15 protein-coding genes are annotated in these 20,453 nt (G+C 66.7%); 7 read left to right on the forward strand and 8 right to left on the reverse strand.

The window, feature by feature from the left end:
- Positions 1–123 precede the first annotated feature (123 nt).
- Together WJ16_RS20670 and WJ16_RS20675 are read right to left on the reverse strand one after the other, a co-directional pair.
- On the reverse strand, positions 124–411 hold the full coding sequence (locus WJ16_RS20670; protein WP_069261054.1) for a hypothetical protein: 288 nt from the start codon (positions 409–411) through the stop codon (positions 124–126).
- A 66-nt stretch (positions 412–477) separates the two neighbouring features.
- Positions 478–966 carry an Lrp/AsnC family transcriptional regulator gene (locus tag WJ16_RS20675; protein ID WP_069261055.1) on the reverse strand — a complete coding sequence of 163 codons (489 nt, stop codon included), beginning with the start codon at positions 964–966 and terminating at the stop codon, positions 478–480.
- Positions 967–1,081: 115 nt separating this feature from the next.
- Here WJ16_RS20675 and WJ16_RS20680 point away from each other — a divergent pair, with 115 nt between their 5' ends.
- Both WJ16_RS20680 and WJ16_RS20685 read left to right on the forward strand, forming a co-directional pair.
- Positions 1,082–2,119, forward strand: a complete 1,038-nt coding sequence (locus WJ16_RS20680) for a histone deacetylase family protein (RefSeq protein ID WP_069258976.1) — start codon at positions 1,082–1,084, stop codon at positions 2,117–2,119.
- A gap of 70 nt (positions 2,120–2,189) precedes the next feature.
- Positions 2,190–3,332: a branched-chain amino acid ABC transporter substrate-binding protein gene (locus tag WJ16_RS20685; protein ID WP_069258977.1), complete on the forward strand. Its 1,143-nt coding sequence runs from the start codon at positions 2,190–2,192 to the stop codon at positions 3,330–3,332.
- Positions 3,333–3,385: 53 nt separating this feature from the next.
- On the opposite strand, the gene WJ16_RS20690 is transcribed toward WJ16_RS20685, so the two are convergent.
- A complete protein-coding gene (locus WJ16_RS20690; RefSeq protein ID WP_069258978.1) occupies positions 3,386–4,255 on the reverse strand; it encodes a mechanosensitive ion channel family protein in 870 nt (289 codons plus the stop codon).
- A gap of 325 nt (positions 4,256–4,580) precedes the next feature.
- Between WJ16_RS20690 and WJ16_RS20695 the strand changes: the two genes are divergently transcribed.
- Positions 4,581–5,945, forward strand: a complete 1,365-nt coding sequence (locus tag WJ16_RS20695) for a M23 family metallopeptidase (protein WP_069258979.1) — start codon at positions 4,581–4,583, stop codon at positions 5,943–5,945.
- Positions 5,946–6,353: 408 nt separating this feature from the next.
- Positions 6,354–9,689: an autotransporter outer membrane beta-barrel domain-containing protein gene (locus WJ16_RS20700; RefSeq protein WP_236858360.1), complete on the forward strand. Its 3,336-nt coding sequence runs from the start codon at positions 6,354–6,356 to the stop codon at positions 9,687–9,689.
- Between the two features lie 277 nt (positions 9,690–9,966).
- On the opposite strand, the gene WJ16_RS20705 is transcribed toward WJ16_RS20700, so the two are convergent.
- The 3 genes from WJ16_RS20705 to WJ16_RS20715 form a co-directional block, all read right to left on the reverse strand.
- Positions 9,967–10,704 carry a fucose-binding lectin II gene (locus WJ16_RS20705; RefSeq protein ID WP_069261056.1) on the reverse strand — a complete coding sequence of 246 codons (738 nt, stop codon included), beginning with the start codon at positions 10,702–10,704 and terminating at the stop codon, positions 9,967–9,969.
- A gap of 189 nt (positions 10,705–10,893) precedes the next feature.
- Positions 10,894–11,751: a fucose-binding lectin II gene (locus tag WJ16_RS20710; protein ID WP_069258981.1), complete on the reverse strand. Its 858-nt coding sequence runs from the start codon at positions 11,749–11,751 to the stop codon at positions 10,894–10,896.
- A gap of 132 nt (positions 11,752–11,883) precedes the next feature.
- A complete protein-coding gene (locus WJ16_RS20715) occupies positions 11,884–12,273 on the reverse strand; it encodes a fucose-binding lectin II (RefSeq protein WP_069258982.1) in 390 nt (129 codons plus the stop codon).
- A gap of 933 nt (positions 12,274–13,206) precedes the next feature.
- Here WJ16_RS20715 and leuA point away from each other — a divergent pair.
- Both leuA and WJ16_RS20725 read left to right on the forward strand, forming a co-directional pair.
- Positions 13,207–14,916, forward strand: coding sequence for a 2-isopropylmalate synthase (gene leuA / locus WJ16_RS20720; RefSeq protein ID WP_069261057.1), 1,710 nt, complete (start codon positions 13,207–13,209; stop codon positions 14,914–14,916).
- Between the two features lie 199 nt (positions 14,917–15,115).
- Entirely contained in the window at positions 15,116–15,520 is a 405-nt protein-coding gene (locus WJ16_RS20725) for a peptide ABC transporter ATPase (RefSeq protein ID WP_069258983.1), read from the forward strand.
- A 162-nt stretch (positions 15,521–15,682) separates the two neighbouring features.
- Here the strand turns inward: WJ16_RS20725 and WJ16_RS20730 are convergent, their stop codons facing one another.
- Positions 15,683–17,362 carry a tetratricopeptide repeat-containing glycosyltransferase family protein gene (locus tag WJ16_RS20730; protein WP_236858361.1) on the reverse strand — a complete coding sequence of 560 codons (1,680 nt, stop codon included), beginning with the start codon at positions 17,360–17,362 and terminating at the stop codon, positions 15,683–15,685.
- Positions 17,363–18,688: 1,326 nt separating this feature from the next.
- Between WJ16_RS20730 and WJ16_RS20735 the strand changes: the two genes are divergently transcribed.
- Positions 18,689–19,357 carry a MarC family protein gene (locus WJ16_RS20735; RefSeq protein ID WP_069258984.1) on the forward strand — a complete coding sequence of 223 codons (669 nt, stop codon included), beginning with the start codon at positions 18,689–18,691 and terminating at the stop codon, positions 19,355–19,357.
- 187 nt (positions 19,358–19,544) lie between these two features.
- Here WJ16_RS20735 and WJ16_RS20740 read toward each other — a convergent pair whose 3' ends face one another.
- On the reverse strand, positions 19,545–20,396 hold the full coding sequence (locus tag WJ16_RS20740) for an ion transporter (protein WP_069261058.1): 852 nt from the start codon (positions 20,394–20,396) through the stop codon (positions 19,545–19,547).
- Between the last annotated feature and the right edge of the window lie 57 nt (positions 20,397–20,453).

Here is a 20,453-nt window from a genome sequence, read left to right on the forward strand (position 1 = left end):
TGCGTGTCCGGGTTTCCGGAACGACGGTCGCCGGAACCGGGAAAGGTGTGGATAACCGCGCGGGATCGGGGAGGTCGGGACGCGGCGTGGCACCGCGTCCCGCTCAGGTCACGTCAGGGGGCGTCACTTCGCGAAATTGTTCCGGCAGAACTGCTCGTAACCCAGTGCCGAATTCGCGAAACCTTTCTGCTTCGCGAGTTCCCACGGGCGCTCGCATTGCTGCGTCTGTTCGCACCACGCATAGCCGGCCGACGGGATGCAGCCGTGCTCGTCGCGATCGCCGCCGACCATCGGTGCGGCGGCGGATGCCGACGACGGGGCCGGCGGCGTGGACGGGGCGGCACAGGCGCTCAGCGCGAGCGCGCAGGCCAGCGTGGCGGCCAATGACACGGAAGGGATGAAACGCTTCATCGGGTAGTGCTCCATGGGATCGGTTTCGGAGAATCGGGGGGGCGCCCCGCACGTTCGTCGCATCGTTCAGTCGCCGGGCACCGGCACCCGCGACGAGAACTTCACTTCGCGCAACGCGAGGCTCGACTGGATCGACGACACCCCGGCCTGCTTGCGCAACACACGCTCGACGAAGTCCGCATACGCGTCGAGATCGGCCGCGACGACCTGCAGCATGTAGTCGGCCGCGCCGGTGATCTTGTGGCAGGACGTCACTTCGTCGTGACGCCGCATCACGTCCTCGAAGCGATCGGAATCGTAGCCGGAATGCATGTTGAACGTCACCTGCACGAATGCGAACACGTTCATGCCGAGCGCGCGCCGGTCGAGATTCGCCTGGTAGCCGGTGATCACGCGTTCGTCCTCGAGCCGCTTGCGGCGGCGCCAGCAGGGCGTGACGCTCAGCGACAGCTTCTCGCCGAGCGTCGCGTTCGACAGCGCGCCGTCGTCCTGCAGCAAGCGCAGCATGGCGCGGTCGACGCCGTCCAGTTCGACCGAAGCGCGATTTTTGCTCATTTCCGGCATTCCGTAGGCGGTTTTCTCAAAATTGTACGAAACGCGTGCGTGGAAAGCAAAGTTATTGCCGGATGCGGTCAATAAACTGTTGGCACCTTCACGGCAACGGTCAACCATGCTCACGGTCTACAGCAGCGATCACCAACTGCATCGCGGCGTCGAACTGAAGGACGGCGCGATCACCGATTCGTTCGAAAACCCCCTTCGCGCCGAAACGGTGCTCGCGCAGGTGCGTGCCGCCGGCCTCGGCGACGTGATCGCGCCGAGGCCGTTCGACCGTGCGCATTACGCGGCCGCGCACAGCGCGCGCTACGTCGATTTCGTCGCCGGCGCGTGGGACGAGTGGGCCGCGACGGGCCGCACCTGTCAGGCGCTGCCGCTCGTGTGGCCGGTGCGCGCGATGCCGGCTGCCGCGACGCCGCCCGCGTTCATCGACGGCAAGCTCGGCTTCTACGCGATGGACGCCGGCGCGCCGATCAACGCCGGCACGTGGGATGCCGTGAGCGCGAGCGCGAACTCGGCGCTCACCGGCGCCGACCTGCTGTCGAGCGGCGCGGTGCGCGCGGCGTTCGCGCTGTGCCGGCCGCCCGGCCATCACGCGGGCCGCGAGTACATGGGCGGCTATTGCTACCTGAACAACGCGGCGATCGCCGCGCAGCACTGCATCGCGCAGGGCGCCGCGCGCGTCGCGGTGCTCGACGTCGACTTCCATCACGGCAACGGCACGCAGGACATCTTCTACGACCGCGCGGACGTGCTGTTCGCGTCGATCCACGGCGAGCCGCCGGTGTCGTACCCGTACTTCTCCGGCTATGCGCAGGAGCGCGGCATCGGCGCGGGCGAAGGCTTCACCCTGAACCTGCCGCTGCCGAAGGGCACGCTGTGGGACACCTACTCGGCGGCGCTCGACCACACGGCCGCCGCGATCGCCGCGCATGCGCCCGACGCGCTCGTCGTGTCGCTCGGCGTCGATACGTTCGAGCACGACCCGATCAGCCACTTCCGGCTGCGCTCGCCCGATTACCTGCGCATCGGCGCCGCGCTCGCGCGGCTGCACCTGCCGACGCTGTTCGTGATGGAGGGCGGCTACATGGTCGACGAGATCGGCATCAACGCGGTGAACGTATTGCTGGGATTCGAAGGGCGTGCGTGAGCGCGCGGCACGACTTTCGACGCATGATGATTCGGAACACGAACGAAGCGCGACACGGACGGAGACAACCATGAATCGACATCACAAGACGGCACTCGCGGCCGCGGCCTCATTGACGTGCTCGTTGCTCGCGGCGCCCGCGCACGCGGACGAGATCGTGCGCATCGGCCACGTCGCGCCGCTGACCGGCGCGATCGCGCATCTCGGCAAGGACAGCGAGAACGGCGCGCGCCTCGCGATCGAAGAAATCAACGCGAAGGGGCTGACGATCGGCGGCAAGCCGGTCACGCTGCGGCTCGATGCGCAGGACGATGCGGGCGATCCGCGCACCGCGACGCAGGTCGCGCAGCGGCTCGTCGACGACAAGGTCGTCGGCGTCGTCGGCCATCACAATTCGGGCACGTCGATTCCGGCGTCGCGCGTCTATCGCGACGGCGGCGTCGTGCAGATCTCGCAGGCCGCGACCAACCCGACGTACACGCAGCAGGGCTTCAAGACGACCTATCGCGTCGTCGCGACCGACGCGCAGCAGGGGCCGGCGCTCGCGACGTATGCGGCGAAGAACCTGGGCGTGAAGACGGTGGCCGTGGTCGACGATTCGACTGCGTACGGCCAGGGGCTCGCGACCGAGTTCGAGAAGGCCGCGAAGGCGGCGGGGATGACGGTCGTGTCGCGCGACGCGACCAACGACAAGGCGATCGACTTCCGCGCGATCCTGACGAAGATCAAGGGCGTGAACCCCGACGCGATCATGTACGGCGGAATGGACGCGACGGGCGGCCCGCTCGCGAAGCAGGCGCGCCAGCTCGGCATGCGCGCGAAGATCCTCGCCGGCGACGGCGTGTGCTCGACCGACCTGCCGAAGCTCGCGGGCCCGGCGTCGGACAACGTCGTGTGCTCCGAAGCCGGCATCGCGCTCGAGAAGATGCCGGGCGGCGCGGCGTTCGCGAAGCGCTACGAAGCGCGATACCACCAGCCGATGCAGGTGTATGCGCCGTTCTCGTACGACGCCGTCTACATCATCGTCGACGCGATGAAACGCGCGAACTCGACGGACCCGGCGAAGGTGCTGGCCGCGATGCCGGCCACCGACTATCGCGGCGTGATCGGCGAGACGCAATTCACGCCGCAGGGCGACCTGAAGCACGGCGCGATCTCGGTGTTCACCTACCGGAGCGGCAAGAAGGCGCTGCTCGATATCGTGAAGATGTAGCGACGAAGCCGGGGCGCGGCGCACCGCATGCGCGGTGCCGCGCCTCGTCGCATTCAGGACGCCGCGGCGCGCGGGGCCGCGCGGGTCGATTCGGCATCGTGCACGATGTGCAGCTCGCGCGTGCGGATCGGCAGCGCGCAGTTCGCGTCGGCGAGCGTCTTGCGCACCTGGCGCGCGAGGCGCCAGCGCATCGCCCAGAATTGGTCGGTGTGCGTCCAGACGCGCATGTTCGCGACGACCGTGCTGTCGTCGAAGCGCATCACCATCACGTCCGGCGCGGGATCCTGCAGCACGTCGGGATCGGCCGCGGCCAGCGCGCGCAGCGCGTCGAGTGCGCGATCGATGTCGTCGTGCACCGATACTTCCACTTCGAGGTCGAGGCGGCGCGTCGGGTTGCGCGTGTAGTTGCGGATCGCGCTGCCCCACAGTGCGCTGTTCGGCACGTATTCGCAGATGCCGTCGGGCTTCGTCAGCCGCGTCATGAAGAGCCCCACTTCGTCGACGGTGCCCGCGACGCCCGTGCCGCCGTCGATATAGTCGCCGACCTTGAACGGCCGCAGCAGCAGAAGCATGATGCCGGCCGCAATGTTCTGCATCGTGCCCTGCAACGCGAGCCCGATCGCGAGGCCGGCCGCGCCGAGCACCGCGACGATGCTCGCGGTCTCGATGCCGAGCTGCGACAGCGCGCCGACGATCGCGACGATGCGCACGCCCCACACGGCGACGTCGCAGAGGATCGGCCGCAGCGTGCCGTCGACGCGCTCCTTGTTCGAAAGCACGCGGTTCAGCCAGTTGCCGATGCGTCTGGACAGCCACCAGCCGGCGACGAGCAGCGCCAGGGCGGTGCACAGCTTCAGAGAAAGGGTGGACAGTGCGTTCCACAGGAACGTCCAGCGTTCCGGGTGCAGTTGATCGAGCGACATGAAGAAATTCCGGGTTGAAGAAACAGTGCGCGACGCGCGGCGTGCCGGCTGTGGCCCGACAGGCTTGTACTCACGCGGGCAGCGTTCGACCGTACACGGGGCGCGATGGTTCGCGCGAATGGGTGGGGTCGAATGCCGCATGGCCGCAAAACCGAGATTTCGGTTTAGTACGAAGCGGCTTTTTCGGCAAATGAGACTAGTCCTATTCAGACGCGTCGATCATGCCGATACACTCGCTTTCACGTTCCCGGGTCGCGACGATCGGTCCTCCGCGATACCCGGTTCCTTCCCGATTTTTCATCGACAGACAGCGAGTGACGACGTCATGCGGTTAGACCTGCGTTTCCGTCTCGCACGCGAACAAGGTCAACCCGCGCGGCGCGGCGTTTGGGGTTTCCCGATGCGTCGCACGCTGCTGCGCGGTGTCGTCGCGGCGGCCTGTGTGGCCGGCGCAGCGGGGGCGGTGGCACACGCGGCTCACGATGCCGCGCCGCTTTCGCCCGCGACGGCCGACCTTGTCGACGTGCCTTTTTTCAATGCCGCGCGCACGACGTGGGGCGGCCTGCACGCATCGACGGCCGCGCCGCTCGACGTGGCCTACGCGTCGTATCTGCCGAGCGTGTCGTCGTCCGGCGACCGCGACGACCCCGTGGCGCGCTTCGGCGCATGCGTGGCCTACCGCGTGCTGTGCGACGCGGCGCGCGCTGCGGTCGAACGCGCATATGCGTCGAGATTCCATTACGGTCTGGCGTCGGCGTTGCCCGCGACGGGCGAGCCGGCCGCGTTCGAGCGGCGCTCCGTCGATCTCGCCGCCGCCGAACCGTTCGCGTTCGCGCCAGCCGAATACGGCGCGCGTAGCGGTGCGATCGTCGGCAGCCTGACGGCGTCGCTGGCGCGCGCCGAGCTGCCGGCCGGCGTGGCCGCGCAGGTCGCGCGCATCGTCGCCGCGCGTATCGACCTGACGCAGCGCGGCGCACCCGGCGACACGTTCCGCATCGCATACGAACCCGACGCCGGCGCCCGGCTGCCGGGCGGCGTGCGCGTGACGGCGCTCGAGGTTCGCCTGCGCGGCCAGCGCGTCGCTGGCGTGTGGTTTGCGCCGGATGCCGGTTCGCCGGGCGCCTACTACGACCTCGACGGCGCGCCGCTCGTCGGGGCGCGGTTTGCGATGCCGGTCAGCGCCACGCGGATCAGTTCGCACTACGGTGCGCGCGTGCATCCGGTCACCGGCACGCGCCATGTGCATTCCGGCGTCGATCTCGCGGCGCCGTCCGGGCGTGCGGTTCACGCGTCGGAGCGCGGCGTCGTGACGTTCGTCGGCACCGAGCCGCGCGGCTACGGCAAGTACGTGGTGATCCGCCATGACGGCGGCTATGCGTCGTACTACGCGCACCTGTCCGCATTCGAGCCGACGCTGCGAACCGGCATGCGGGTCGTGCGCGGGCAGCGCATCGGCGCGGTCGGTCAAACGGGCACGGCCACGGGGCCGCATCTGCACTTCGAGGTTCGGCGGCACGACCGTCTCGTCGATCCGGTCGCGCTGCTCCGCGCGGGCGACGCGGCGAAGCTGCAAGGCGAGCGGCGCGTGGCATTCAATCGCGTGGCGCGCGACGCGCGCACGCGCCTGGCGTCGGCTGCATGGTCGGAGCCGGTCGCGATGTCGACGCCGGCCGGATCGCAGGCCGGCTGAAGGTGCGCGACGGGCCGCCCGCCGTCGCGGGCGGCCTTCCGGATAACCGCTCGTCATGCGTAGCAACATCGCGTAAAGCGTACGCGGCCATTGCACGACCTATTGTGCAATCGAATGGCGTCAAATTTGCCGATTATTTTGAATTCCTTCCTGCGCCGGATTCGCGGTCTGCCCGAAAGCCGGTAAATTCAACCGTTTTACTTTCCTGCTTGCTTTGGACTGCTGTCGTTGGCGTTTGCCGCGACGCAGCAGCGCCGCGCAGTCCGTTGTTTCTTATTGCTGAATAAATCCGAAGCTGATTTCCGATATCACCTGTTCGCATCTTGCGATTATTTCAAGACAGGTGATATAACCCGTTTCGAACACCGATTTGCAGCGATAACGTCACCAATAAATGCGAGCGGAAAAATGAAAAGAACGAGGCGCAACCTGGGTTTGGGCGGCGTGGCGATCCTGACCGGTGCGATGCCGGCAGGGGCTTATGCGGCATGTTCGGCCACCGCGCCGGGCAGCGGTGCGACGGTCACCTGTTCCGGTGCGAACATCCCGTCGGTCGTGGCCGCGACCGGCAGCACCGGCGTGACGATCAACATCGATGCGGGCGCGACGGGCAATTACGTGCTGACGTCCGCGCCGACACCGTTTTCCGTCGACACGTCGAGCGCGATCACCAACAACGGCAACCTGTCGATGTCCGGCAACGGCACGGGCGTCGCGAACCGCGGCGCGGTGCTGCTCGGCGTGAACAACGGCAACACGCTCACCAACGGCGCGACCGGCACGATCTCGACGACCGGCACCTACAACGACGGGATGGCCGCGAACGGCAACAACAATACGCTCGTCAACAACGGCACGATCACGACCACCGGCAACAATTCGTACGGGATGACGGCCGCGTGGGGGCAGAGCAACCCCGGCGCGTCGGGCAACCAGATCGTCAACACGGGCACCGTGACGACCTCGGGCAACAACGCGCGCGCGGCGTCGCTGCTCGGCGGCAACGGCACGATCACCAATAGCGGCATGCTGACGTCGAACGGTCGCGATGCGCCGGCCGTGTACATGCAGGGGAACAACGACACGCTGGTCAACAGCGGCACGATCCAGACCACCGGCACCGCGACGAGCGGCGGCAGCGTCGATGCGGTCGTGTCGAACACGCTCGGCAGTTCGTTCACCGCGACGATCACGAACCAGGCGGGCGGCAGGATCATCAGCAACAACGGGATCGGCGTGCGCTCGACCAACGGCGCGACGACGATCACCAACGCGGGGCTGATCCAGGGCGGTGGCGGCACCGCGATCCAGGGCGGCAACGGCAACGTGACGCTGATCCTGCAGACCGGCTCGCAGATCGTCGGCACCGCGAACGGCGGCGCCGGCACCAATACCGTGACGCTGCAGGGCACCGGTACGGCGTCGAATGCGTTCACGAACTTCCAGAGCCTGACGATGGCCGGCACCGACTGGACGTGGGCCGGCACCGGCACGTTCTCGACCGCGCTCGTGCAGAGCGGCACGCTGAACCTCACGGGCACGCTCGGCACGACGACGGCGTCGATCGTCGCCACGGTCAATGCGGGCGCGACGCTGCAGGCGAACGCGGCGAACCTGCCTTTGTCGGTGACGGACAACGGGCTCGTGCGGTTCCAGCAGGATGGGGCCGGCACCTATACCGGTACGATCGGCGGGAGCGGCGCGGTGGAAAAAACCGGCGCGGGCACGCTGACGGTCGCGCCTTCCGCCGCGGGCGGCAACACGTATTCCGGCGGCACGACGATCACGCAGGGCACGTTGTCGGTTGCGGCCGACAATGCGCTCGGTGCCTCGTCAGGAAGCCTGACTTTGAACGGCGGCACGCTGCAGCTCGGCAGTGCGTTCGACCTGGCGTCGAGCCGCGCGGTGTCGATCACGTCGAACAACGGCACGATCGATACGCAAGGCTTCAACTCGACGATCGCGCAGAACATCACGGGCGCGGGTTCGCTGACGAAGCTCGGCAGCGGCACGCTGACGTTGAACGGTGCGAGCACTTATGCGGGCGGCACGAACGTGAACGCCGGCACCATGATCGTCGGCGACGGCACGAGCGCGTCGGCGGCGCTGGGCGGCGGCGGGCCGGTGACGGTCGCATCGGGCGCGACGCTCGGCGGCTATGGCAGCGTGACGGGCAACGTGACGAACCACGGCACGATCTCGGTCGCGAACGCGCTCGCGAGCCTCGCAAGCGGCGCGACCGGCAATTTCGGGATCAACGGTAACCTGACCAATGCCGGCCTCGTGCAGCTCGGCGGCAGCGGCGTGGGCAACACGCTGGCGGTGGCCGGCAACTACGTGGGGCAAAACGCGACGATTGCGCTGAATACGACGCTTGCCGGCGACGGTGCGCCGTCGGACAAGCTGATCGTCAGCGGCGGTACGGCGAGCGGCACGAGCACGCTGAAGGTGACGAACGCCGGCGGCGCCGGCGCGCAGACGGTCGCCGACGGTATCCAGGTCGTGCAGGCCACCAACGGCGCGACGACGAACGCGGGCGCGTTTTCGTTGTCCGGCGGGTCCGTGAGCGCCGGCGCGTACACGTACTTCCTCGCGAAAGGCGGCGAGGCGAGCGGCACCGGCAGCAACTGGTACTTGCGCAACACGGTGCCGCCGAAGCCGCAGCCGCCGGTCGTCGAGCCCGGCCAGCCGACGCCGCCGGCCGAGCCGCCGATCACGCCGGCCGAAGGCACGCCGGAATCGATCGTCGACGCGGTCGACCATGCGGGCACCGGCGGCAATCCGGAGCCGGTCTACCGCCCCGAGGTGCCGCTGTACGCGGAAGCGCCGGCCGTGGCGCGCCAGCTCGGGCTGCTGCAGATCGACACGTTTCATGATCGGCAGGGCGAACAGGGCCTGCTGGCCGCGAACGGTTCGGTACCGGCATCGTGGGCGCGCATCTGGGGCGGCCACAGCGACATCAAGCAGAAAGGCGACGTGACGCCGTCATACGACGGCACGGTGTGGGGGATGCAGGTCGGTCAGGACCTGTACGCGGACACCACCGCGAGCGGCCATCGCAACCACTACGGCTTCTTCGTCGGCTTCTCGCGGGCGGTGGGCGACGTGAAGGGCTTCGCGCTCGCGCAGCCGGACATGGGCGTCGGCTCGCTGCAGGTCAATGCGTACAACCTCGGCGGTTACTGGACGCATATCGGCCCGGGCGGCTGGTACACCGATGCGGTGCTGATGGGCAGCGCGCTCACGGTGCGCACGCACTCGAGCGACAACGTGAACGGCTCGACGAACGGCAACGCGTTCACGGGCTCGGTCGAGGCCGGGCTGCCGATTGCGCTCGGCAACGGGCTGACGCTGGAGCCGCAGGCGCAGCTCGTATGGCAATGGCTGTCGCTCGACCGGTTCAACGACGGGGTGTCGAGCGTGGGCTGGAACAACGGCAACACGTTCCTCGGCCGGATCGGCGCGCGGCTTCAATACGCGTTCGATGCGAACGGCGTGAGCTGGAAGCCGTACCTGCGCGTGAACGTACTGCGCGCGTTCGGTGCCGACGACAAGACCACTTTCGGCGGCTCGACGACGATCGGCACGCAGATCGGGCAGACGGCCGGACAGATCGGCGCGGGGCTCGTTGCACAGCTGACGAAGCGCGGGAGTGTGTATGCGACGGTCAGCTATGTGACGAACCTCGGCGGCGAGCACCAGCGCACCATCACGGGGAATGCGGGCGTGCGGTGGGCGTGGTAGCGCATCACCGGCCGGCCGGTGTTCATCGAGAACAGCCGCGAGAAGCCGCAGCGCGTGAAGTCGCCATCGGCGGAAATCCTGTGGAGCGTCAGTTCTCGGTCTAGTTCGGTTTCGATAAACCTGGGTGCTCGGCCCGCCGGATTCATGTCGGGCCCATGAGCGTGTCGGGCGAACGATCGCGTATCGGTGGCGGGGCATTGGATCGTTCTTGCCGGTCCGGCGTGCGTGAGCGAATCGCCACGCCGGGCAGCGTGGCGACAGAGCAGCGTTGCGCGGCTTAGCCGAGCGGCCAGTTCAGGATCGCGATACCGTCGTTGTAGTCACCGTCCGTCCCGTCTTCCGACCCGACCAGACCGAAGTAGGTCTTCTTGAAGATGTCGACCTGGCGCGAGCCGATTTTCGACGGCTTGCCGTTCGCCGTCACGACCACGCGCACCTTCCCCTTGCCGGAATTCACGATCTGCGTGTTCAGGTTCGCGTCCTGCGTGCCGGCGCCCTGGAACGTCGCGGCCGGTTTCGGGTTGTCGTCGACGAAGACCTCGATCGTCTGCTGTGCAGACGAATTGACCAGCGCGGTCACGCCGAACGCGATGTTCGGCGGCAGGTTGAAGAGGCCGTCGCGTTCGCCGCCGCCGGTCGTGGTGCCCGGCTGTCCGGGCTGCGGCTGAGGCGTCGCTTTCGAGAAGTAGTTGACCACCGCGCCGACACCGAACTTCGCGGCGGCGCCGGGCAGCACGCCGGGCGCACCGGCCCACGTCACCGTGCAGGCGACCACCTGCCCGGCCGCATCGGTCTTCACCTTGTTCTGCCAGCTGCCGACGTCGAAGCTGTACGGGATCGTCGCGATGTCGACGAACACGTCGTATTGCGGCAGCTTTTCGACGAGCTGCGCGGTCATGAACTGGCGCATCCGGTCGAGCACCGCCTGATCGCCGTTGGCCTGTACGGCGGTTGCGTCGTTGCCGGCGAGTTGCAGCAGCGCGTACAGATCGTCATGGGTAAACGGTTGTGACATGTCGTCCTCGTCTCGATAAAAGGTCTCGCGTCGCGCGGCCGGCGAACGGATTTCGCCGCTGCCGCGCGCGGAGTACAGCAAGGGAACTGCAACTGACTGCTCGAATGAATGGATTCGCAATGTGTGGCCGGCCCCGTCGCCTTCGCAGGTTCGACAACGACGCGCGAACTCTGCCGTGCCGCTTGGTGGTCAGCCGAGCGGCCAGTTCAGGAACACGATGCCGTCGTTGTAGTCGTCGTCGGTGCCGTCTTCCGAGCCGACGATCCCGAAGTACGACTTCTTGAACAGATCGACTTGCCGCGACCCGAGCCGCGACGGCTTGCCGTTCACCGTCACGATCACGCGCACGCGTCCGTTGCCGGAGTCGAGTACCTTGGTGCCGAGGTTCTGGTCCTGCTCGCCCGCGCCCTTGAACGTGGCGGCCGGTTTCGGGTTGTCGCCGATGTAGATGTCGATGGTCTGGTCGTTCGCCGCGTTGGTGAGCGCGGTGACGCCGAACTTGATGTTCGGCGGCAGGTTGAAGACACCGTCGCGCTCGCCGCCGCCGCTGCCGATGTTGCCCGGGGCCGGACCCGAACCGGTGCCGCCGCCTTCGCTGCCCGGGGTGCCCGGGTTGCCCGAAGTGCCGCCGCCCTGCGACGACGACTGCCCGGCCGTGCAGCAACCCATCGCGGAAATGCTCGCATACGACGTGATATGCATCGCGCTGCCGCGCACGCTTCTCCACTGGCCCTTCACGAACGTGACGCCGGGCCCGACTTCGATCGTCGCCACCAGCGTGAACGGCATGCGGCCGGTATTTTCCGGCACCTTCGACGAATAGGTGAAGGTGCCGTCCGCGACGACGCCGTTGTCGGTCGTGATCGCGAAATTGATGCCGGGAAAGTTGTTGCCGGTCGCATACGGCGTCGGCACGTTGAGGATGACCAGAAGTTTGCCGTCGCGAATGTCGGCATTCGCGATGTCGATGTGCAGGCCGGGAATGTCGACGTAGGTTTCGGACGTCACCACAGGCGCGCTGAGGATCGACGCTGAAAGAAGAGGCATGGATGTCTCCGGTGATCGGTGATGATGGGGTGACGCGGATGCGCCGCCCGTCGCCGAGCGACGCACCGGCTCGCCGGCCGGCCGGGCGAGAGCCGCCCGGCGCGGCGAGCCGGCTGCCGATCGCGCGTCAGGTCAGCCGATCGGCCACTGGAGCACGACGATGCCGTCGTTGTAGTCGCTGTCGTGGCCGTCTTCCGACACGACGATCCCGAAGTTGACCGTGTACGGCGAGCCGTCCGCTTTCTTCCCGTTGATCGGCGCGAGGCGCGCGTCGGTGGCCGACGTCTTGCCGTTCACCGTCACCTCGAAGCGGAGCTTGCCGTTGCCGGAATTCAGCTTGGCTTCACGCGGGCCGTCGCGCGTGGTCAGCTTGTGATACGCGGCGGGCTCGTTGCTGTCGCCGATAAACAGCTTGATGTGCTGCTGCTCGGCGGCATTCGCGAAGAAAATCGCGCGGAAATCGGTATTCGGCGGAATCGAAAACTCGCCGGCGCGATTGGAAGACGTTTGAGAGTCGGCCATGCTTTCCTCCTGATGATTGGTGCATAAGGAATCGTGTCCCGTCGCGCAAACGTTTGCCGTTTGAAACGCGACGTGTCGAGCATGCCGAAAAATAAATAAAAAAATATTCGCCCGTGAATGGCAATTGTTCAGTAAATAGAAAATCAGGGTTAATCGGTTTAATGAAGTGTGTGTAATTGACGATATTTCGATATATTCTCGAAACTATATCGGCGTGCGTATCGATTCTCTGAATGATGCGCGATTGCGCAGGGGCTGCGGGGAGAGGGCAATCGGGCTTCGGAGCAGGCGCTCGACGTTCGCATATGGCAGCGTGTCGTTTCAACATCAGCATCTCTGTCGTGGCCGCGCCCACCGGCCACCGTCGAACGCCCACACCGAAGCCCGATCGCAAGGGGGGCAGGGGTGCGGCACCGGTGAAGAGGATGGACCGACTCACTCCGAACATGAATAGGGCCTCACCGGCACCGCACCCGTGAAGCATATCGATCGGGAAAACCGCCGCCTATCGGACTAGACTGATTTTGCAGACGGCGCGATCGGATGATCGTGCGCGTTGCCATTGACACCGCCCATCCGTCTGTGATTTGATTTCGGCCATGCAAGCCGCCCAGTCCCTCTTCTCGCTACGACTACTAGCCCGTTTCTCCGGGCTGGGTCTGCGGCTGCGCGCTTTCCATCTGCTTCTTTCCTGAAGCGCCAGATTTCCCCCGCATCACCGACCTGGCCCCGGTTGTCGACCGGCGTCTGAGTTCGTCCTGCTTCCGAATCGCTCCGTCCCGGTCGTCAACCGTCAAGGCTGTCGTTCGCCGTACCGCTTTGCCGTTTTGCTGCGTTCTACCGTTTTCACCGCTGCGCGCGCAGCCAGTCACCACGACTGATGGCTGCCGCGCGGCGGTTTCCCGACAAACCGACCGAGGACCGAACATCATGATGCTGAAGAACCCCGCGACGAAGTACCGACCGTTCACGCCCGTCAACCTGCCGAACCGCGTATGGCCGACCCGCACGATCACGCAGGCGCCGATCTGGATGAGCACCGACCTGCGCGACGGCAACCAGTCGCTGTTCGAGCCGATGGACGCGACGCGCAAGATGCGGATGTTCAAGATGCTGGTCGCGATCGGCTTCAAGGAGATCGAGGTCGCGTTCCCGTCGGCGTCCGAGACAGATTTCAACTTCGTGCGCGAGCTGATCGAGGGCGGCCACATTCCCGACGACGTGACGATCGAGGTGCTCACGCAGGCGCGCGACGACCTGATCGAGCGCACCTTCGAATCGCTGCGCGGCGCGAAGCGCGCGATCGTGCACCTGTACAACGCGACCGCGCCGGAATTCCGCAAGATCGTGTTCGGCCTCGAGCGCGACGGCGTGAAGGAACTCGCGGTGAACGCCGCGCGCACGATCAAGCGCTTCGCCGATGCCGCGACCGACACGCATTTCACGCTGCAGTACAGCCCGGAAACGTTCACGGCGACCGAGCTCGATTTCGCGAAGGAAGTCTGCGACGCCGTGTTCGACGTGTGGCAGCCGACGCCCGAGCACAAGGCGATCGTGAACCTGCCGGCCACCGTCGAAGTCGGCACGCCGAACTTCTATGCGGACCAGATCGAATGGATGCACCGCAACCTCGCGCGCCGCGATGCGCTGATCGTGTCCGTGCACCCGCACAACGACCGCGGCACCGCGGTCGCGGCGGCCGAACTCGCGGTGATGGCCGGCGCGGACCGGATCGAGGGCTGCCTGTTCGGCAATGGCGAGCGCACCGGTAACGTCGATCTCGTCACGCTCGCGCTGAACCTCTACTCGCAAGGCGTCGATCCGGGCCTCGATTTCTCGCAGATCAACGAGGTCGCGCGCACGGCCGAGGAATGCACGCAGTTGCCGATCCATCCGCGCCATCCGTACGTCGGCGACCTGGTGTTCACCGCGTTCTCTGGCTCGCACCAGGATGCGATCAAGAAGGGCTTCGCGGTGCAGCGTCCCGATGCCGTGTGGGAAATGCCGTACCTGCCGATCGATCCGAGCGACGTCGGCCGCACGTACGACTCGATCATTCGCGTGAACAGCCAGTCGGGCAAGGGCGGTATCGCGTACCTGCTCGAGCAGAGCTATGGCGTCGTGCTGCCGCGCCGGCTGCAGGTCGACTTCAGCGCGGCCGTGCAGCGCCTGACCGACGACAGCGGGCTCGAGGTGACGAGCGCGCAGATCTGGTCGCTGTTCCAGCAGGAATACGTCGAAGGCGATGCGCCGCTGCGTTATGTCGGCCACGAGCTGACCGAGCGCGACGGCCGCGAGACGATCGTGCTGACCGCCGAGGTGCACGGCGAGCGCCGCGTACTGCGCGGCGAAGGCAACGGTCCGCTCGACGCGCTGATGCATGCGTTGCGTACGCCGCTGCGCATTCAGCACTACGAGGAGCGCGCGTTGTCGCAGGGCGCCGATGCGAAGGCGATCGCGATCGCCGAACTGTCCGGCACGGGCGTACGAGGCAGCGCGTTCGGCGTGGGCATCGACGCGAACCTGACGACCGCGTCGATCCGCGCGGTGATCGGCGGCATCAACCGCGCGTATGCGCGCGCGGACGAAGCGGCGCAGGCGACGTTTTTTGCCGCGCAGCCGGCGGTGAAGGCCGTCGCGTAAGCGGGGGCCTGGCGGCCGCGCCGGTGGGGTCCGGCGCGGCCGTGTCGTCGTGCGTGCGGATGCCGCCGCTCGGGCCGCCCAGTAGACGAAAAAGAAGGCCTGACATACCTGACAGGCGATGACTTCCCGCAATGGGCGTATCGTGCATGCGGCGCGCGCGAGGTCGTTCTCCCGCGCCCATCACCATGAGGAGCGTGGCATGTCGAAGGACGATTCCCTGCGGGGACAGATCAAGGAGCAGGCGCAGGACGCGGATCGCCACAACCTGGCGCGGCCCGCCGCGAATGGCGCGCTGTGGGCGCGCGGCCTCACGACGCAACGGGTTGCCGACCTGTTCAGGACCCTGCAGGGGTTGCAGGGGCACTGGGTGCAGTTGCAGAACGAGGTCAACGCCGGGAATCGCTATTTTTACGGCGTGCAGAACGGCAGCGTGACGACCGAGGAAGGCAAGGCGCTGATTCGCTGGATCGCCAACGCGGTCGTGAGCGCCGCCGGCGATGCGAAGTTCGACTTTCCGCTGCAGCAACTGCGCTTCACCGCCGACATGGGGTGGCTCAAGCTTCAGCGTGTGCAGGGGCGTGTGATGGTGTTTTCGCGGCCGTAGGACGGCCGCCAACCGTCCACTGCCCACCGTCGATCGGGCGGCGCGGGAAGCCGCTTGATCGCGAGCGAGTGGGGATGTCGCCAGAGCGCGCGTCGACCGTCGACACGATCAAGCACGCCAGATGCGGGCGACCGAGCCGCGTGGTCACGGGCCGGATGCTCTTTATCGCGGCTTCGGTGTCCACATGTGCGTGGTCCGGCAATCGGACGATACGACGGTTGCCGCGCCGTCCGGGTGCGCGCGTCGGCCGACGAGATGCCGAAGATCCACGGCCACCTCGTCGAGTACGGGCCGCCAGTCGGCGAATGCCTGCTGCCGATACAGCACCGCGCCCGGATAGAACGGGCTGTCACGCCGATCATGCTGCCAGACCCAATGCGGATTCGCATCGAGCAGCACCCACGTGGACTGGCCGAGCGCGCCGCTCAGGTGCGCGACCGACGTGCAGACGGTGATCACCAGATCGAGTGCGCCGACGAAGGCTGCGGTGTCGTCGAGCGTCTTCCATTCGCGTGTCATGTCGATCACGTCGAACCCGGCCGCTTTGGCGGCTTCGACGTCGTGCTGCGCGCCCGGTTGCAGCGAGTAGAACGCGACGTCCTTCTGCATGCCGGCGAACGCATCGGCATAGCGCTCGAGCCCGACCTGACGGAAGCGATTCCGCTGAGGGTCGAGGCTGCCCGTCCACGCGAGGCCGACCTTCAACCGCTTTTCGCCGGACAGCGCGTGGCGCCACGCGTCGGTGGCCGCGTCATCCGCACGCAGGTAACGCGCGGACGCGGCGAAGGCATCCGCATCGACGCCAAGTCGCCACGGGATGCTCGTCAGCGGCAGTTCGTAGTCGAAGGGGGGCAGATGTTCGAAGCGGGTGCCGGTGTCGAACACGTCGGCGTGATCGCCGAGGCTGCGCTCGATCAGCGCGCCCATTTGCGGAATAGCATGCCACACGAGCCGCCCGCCTTCGCGACGCACGCGCTTCGCGAGCAGCGGCACGAAGCGGCTGAACTGCAGGACGTCACCGATGCGCTGTTCATCCCATACGAGCAGCGTCTTTCCGGCAAGCGATTCGCCGCACCAGCGCGGCCGCGCAAACTCGGGCAGCGTGTCGCGCAGTTCCCCCGCGCCGTGCCGGTGCGCGTCGTAATCGGCCCATCCTGAAGCGAAGTCGCCACGTGCGAGCCGGAGAAGCGACAGGTTGTAGCGATGTGTCGAGTCGTGCGGATCGAGGACGCACGCGCGTTGCGCGTACTGCTCGGCTTCTTTCCACCGTTGCGCTTCCTTGAGCGCGGCGGCCGCGTTGCCGGCGGCCAGCGGGCAGTCCGGTGCGAGCGTCACCGCGCGGGTGGCCGCACGCAGTGCGCCGTCCAGGTCGAAGCGGTTCAGGCGTGTGATGACCGCGTGGGTCCACGCCCGCGCGTCGTGCGGGGCGTCGTGGAGTGCGCCTTCGATGAATGCGTGTTCCAGATCGGGATCGCCGTCCGACAGCCGGATCGCGAGCGCGAGATTGTTCTTCAGCGACGGCCACGCGGGCGCGAGCTCGAGCGTCCTGCGATACGGCACGATCGCTTCCGTGTGACGCCCGGCCATCTGAAGGGCATACCCGCAATTGAACGCCGCCGCCGGTGATGCGGGATGCTGTTGCCAGTGCATGGCCGCGAGCTCGGCGGCACGTGCGGGATCGCCGCGCTCGATCAGCGTTTGCGTGGCGGCGGCGACGGACTCGTCGAGCCTGCCGGGCGCGGCCTTCGCGTGGTTCGATACGGCGTGCGCGGCATCGCCGACTTCGTTCGGAAGACGAGGAATGTCGGCAAGCGTGGGCATGTCGTGCGGGGTGATCTGCATGTGAGGTCGCTCCGGAAAGCCGTCGCGCGTCGGAGGCGATCGGCGGCATCGTGAATCGAGGGAGGCTGACGAAACTTCGCAATGCGGAGCAGGTTGCCGGATGACATCGCGAGATGTCGCGCCGGTTGCGGCGGAAGACCCGGTGCCTCGATGCACTCCACTTTAGGCGGCGGCATCCGGCAATTGAATAGGACAAGTTCTAAACAAGTTGATATATGAATCGAACTCGTACTGAACGAGTGCGCGTGTCGACGGACGGCCCTGTCGGGAAAGCGCGCGTAGGCCCGGTCTGATTCATGCGTGCTGCGGGATCGATGGCCGACCTCTCTGACGGAGATCCGTGTCGTCTGCGCTCTTGACGAGACAGGCGGCCGGAACGCTCCGCCTGCGATCGATCGGGCGCGCAAATGATGAACGATGCGTAGGCGTGCGGTGCCGAGCGGTGAAGTCGCATGAACGTCGACGCGAGCGTCGCGCACGTGGCCGATGAAAGCTTGCGGAATAGGACCAGGCTGATTGTGCGTGCGCCACCTGTTCTTCGACAATACGCAGGTCGGGTGACCGCATGGTATGTGCCCGACACCTCGTATCCGAAGCATGTCTTCGTTCAATGCGCTGCCCGGTTTCGGGCAGCGTCTTTTTTTTCGCCGGTATGGGCGCGCCGATCGAACCGACATCGCGATGCGTGGCGCGCGGACAGGCGCGGATGCGTTGCGGCGACCGGAGGGCTCGGCCGCTTTTCGTTTGCATCGGAATCGTTCCAGCGTGCGATTGCTGACGTGCGTCGACCCATCGCAGAATCAGTCTGGTCCGATTGGTTGTGACGATCATTCAGGCTAAATTGAACAGGTGTGGTGTCGGTCGGGCTTCGGCGGCGACCGTTGGGCCCGGTCGCAGTCATGCTATTCATTGATAGCGCTACTCCCAACGCTGCCTCATGCGAGCGCCGAGGATTTCCGGTGCCACACGCTTCATTCGCGGGTGCGGTGGCCTGCGTGATGCAACGGCGCGTGCGTTACCGAAGCCGGTCTAGCGGCAGCCGGAGCGGGCCGCCGAACACACCTTTTCCGTCTACGCCGACAACCGTCAGACCAAAACCTGGATACCCGCGAGGCGGGATTGCCCCGCAGATCGCACGACGATCACGTCGTCCGCAAAATCAGACCCGACTGATTTTCCGCGCACCCGGCTTCATCGACAATCGGGGTTCTGCGGGCCGGCACGCTTCCGCGCGTGCCGGATTCTGGAGGTATGTCCGTTTGGCGGCCGGTCTCTTTGACCGGTCGCTTTTTTCTTCCCTGTCCAATATCGAGGAGCACGATCGCGATGCCGGTCGACCGCCTGATTCCTGAAATCCTGTTCGGCTTTACCGGTCTGATGGGCATCATCAATCCTGTCGGCATGGCGTTCGTGTTTCTCGAGCGCACGCAATCGCTGACGGAGACCGAGCGTGCGACGCTGTCGAAAAAGCTCGCCACCAACGTGTTCTTCACGCTGCTCGTGATCTTCTTCATCGGGGCGCCGGTGTTGAATTTCTTCGGGATCTCGATGGAGGCGCTGCGAATCGGCGGCGGCTTCGCGGTGGCCGTGGCCGGCTGGTCGATGCTCAACGCGCCGGACGTACCGGGCGGCGACAGCGCCACGCATGGCGACGATTTTCCGAGGCTGATGGCGCGCGCGTTCTTCCCGCTCACGGTGCCGCTGACGATCGGCCCCGGCTCGATCGCGGCCGGCATTGCACTGCACGCGAACCGTACGCGCACGGTCGCCGACTACGTGGCGTCGGGCGTGGTGTCGGTGGCGGTCGCGGCGCTCGTCGCGTTCGCGATCTGGCAGATCTACAGCCGCGCGACGACGCTCGCGCGTTATCTCGGCAGCGAGGGGACGAAAGTGGCGATGCGGGTGTCGGCGTTCCTGCTGCTGTGCGTGGGCGTGCAGATCATGCTGACGGGGCTGGCGGCTTTCGCGCAGATGCTGGGTGGCCAGGTGAAGTGACGCGGCGATAGCGCGCGTGCGTGCGGTGGGTGGAAAGAAGCCGGGCCGAACCATGGAGGGTTCGGCCCGTTGCGTTACAGCAGTTTCGCCTGAACGCGCGCGATTCCCTGCTGCGCACGGGCTTCATCGAGATGGACGCCCGGCGCGTCGCCCACGCCGACCGCGCCGACCGCGCCGACCGCACCGATCACTTCGTCGCCTGCTCGCCGCCTGCGTCGGCATCCGGCGCATTGCGCACCGGCAGCGCGACGCCGCAATGCGGGCAGCACGGCTCGTCGCCGATGGCCGGCCGCGTGTTGGCGCGCGTGCGCTCCAGTGCCGATGCAACCAGCTCCGCGCCCATGATCCCGGTGGGAAACGCAATGATCCCGTAACCGAGTAGGATCGCGCACGACGTGATGAGCCGGCCGAGCGGCGTATGCGGCGTCAGATCGCCGTAGCCGGTCGTGCTCATCGTCACGGCTGCCCAGTACACGCCCACCGGAATGCTCGTGATGCCGTTCTCCGGCCCTTCGATGAGGAAGATCAGCGTGCCGAGGATCACCACCAGCACGAACATCCCGCCGATGAACACGAAGATCTTGCGCCGCGCGCGGGTCAGCGCGCGCATCAGCATCTGCCCTTCCTCGAGGTAGATCGACAGCCCAAGGATGCGGAACACGCGCAACAGCCGGAGCAGCCGGACGTCGATCAGCGCATGCAGGCCGGGGAAGAAGAATGCGAGGTAGGTCGGCAGGACCGACACGAGATCGACGATGCCGAAGAAACTGCGCGCATAGGCGGCCGGCTTCGGCGCGGAAAGCAGCCGCACCAGATATTCGACGGTGAACAGCAGCGTGAACGCCCATTCGGCCACATAGAGCGCGTGGCCGTACCGTTCGTGCAGGTCGTGCACGCTGTCGGCCATCACGACGAGCACACTCGCGACGATCAGTGCGAGTACCGCGATGTCGAGGTTGCGAAGGAACGTGGGGCGGCGGGCGCAATGCGCGGCGGCGTCGCGCAGCGCGCCGAAGGTGGACTGGATCTGCGTCATCATGCGCCGGAGTTTACGGCGCGCATCCGGCACGGCCAATCGGACCTGTCCGATTTCGGC

Source organism: Burkholderia metallica (genome assembly GCF_001718555.1).
GTDB classification, from domain to species: domain Bacteria; phylum Pseudomonadota; class Gammaproteobacteria; order Burkholderiales; family Burkholderiaceae; genus Burkholderia; species Burkholderia metallica.

Bases quoted from the DNA above. Each gene is read 5' to 3' on its own strand.
- WJ16_RS20670 (WP_069261054.1), bottom strand. From the start codon at position 411: ATGAAGCGTTTCATCCCTTCCGTGTCATTGGCCGCCACGCTGGCCTGC.
- WJ16_RS20675 (WP_069261055.1), bottom strand. From the start codon at position 966: ATGAGCAAAAATCGCGCTTCGGTCGAACTGGACGGCGTCGACCGCGCC.
- WJ16_RS20680 (WP_069258976.1), top strand. From the start codon at position 1,082: ATGCTCACGGTCTACAGCAGCGATCACCAACTGCATCGCGGCGTCGAA.
- WJ16_RS20685 (WP_069258977.1), top strand. From the start codon at position 2,190: ATGAATCGACATCACAAGACGGCACTCGCGGCCGCGGCCTCATTGACG.
- WJ16_RS20690 (WP_069258978.1), bottom strand. From the start codon at position 4,255: ATGTCGCTCGATCAACTGCACCCGGAACGCTGGACGTTCCTGTGGAAC.
- WJ16_RS20695 (WP_069258979.1), top strand. From the start codon at position 4,581: ATGCGGTTAGACCTGCGTTTCCGTCTCGCACGCGAACAAGGTCAACCC.
- WJ16_RS20700 (WP_236858360.1), top strand. From the start codon at position 6,354: ATGAAAAGAACGAGGCGCAACCTGGGTTTGGGCGGCGTGGCGATCCTG.
- WJ16_RS20705 (WP_069261056.1), bottom strand. From the start codon at position 10,704: ATGTCACAACCGTTTACCCATGACGATCTGTACGCGCTGCTGCAACTC.
- WJ16_RS20710 (WP_069258981.1), bottom strand. From the start codon at position 11,751: ATGCCTCTTCTTTCAGCGTCGATCCTCAGCGCGCCTGTGGTGACGTCC.
- WJ16_RS20715 (WP_069258982.1), bottom strand. From the start codon at position 12,273: ATGGCCGACTCTCAAACGTCTTCCAATCGCGCCGGCGAGTTTTCGATT.
- leuA (WP_069261057.1), top strand. From the start codon at position 13,207: ATGCTGAAGAACCCCGCGACGAAGTACCGACCGTTCACGCCCGTCAAC.
- WJ16_RS20725 (WP_069258983.1), top strand. From the start codon at position 15,116: ATGTCGAAGGACGATTCCCTGCGGGGACAGATCAAGGAGCAGGCGCAG.
- WJ16_RS20730 (WP_236858361.1), bottom strand. From the start codon at position 17,362: ATGCAGATCACCCCGCACGACATGCCCACGCTTGCCGACATTCCTCGT.
- WJ16_RS20735 (WP_069258984.1), top strand. From the start codon at position 18,689: ATGCCGGTCGACCGCCTGATTCCTGAAATCCTGTTCGGCTTTACCGGT.
- WJ16_RS20740 (WP_069261058.1), bottom strand. From the start codon at position 20,396: ATGATGACGCAGATCCAGTCCACCTTCGGCGCGCTGCGCGACGCCGCC.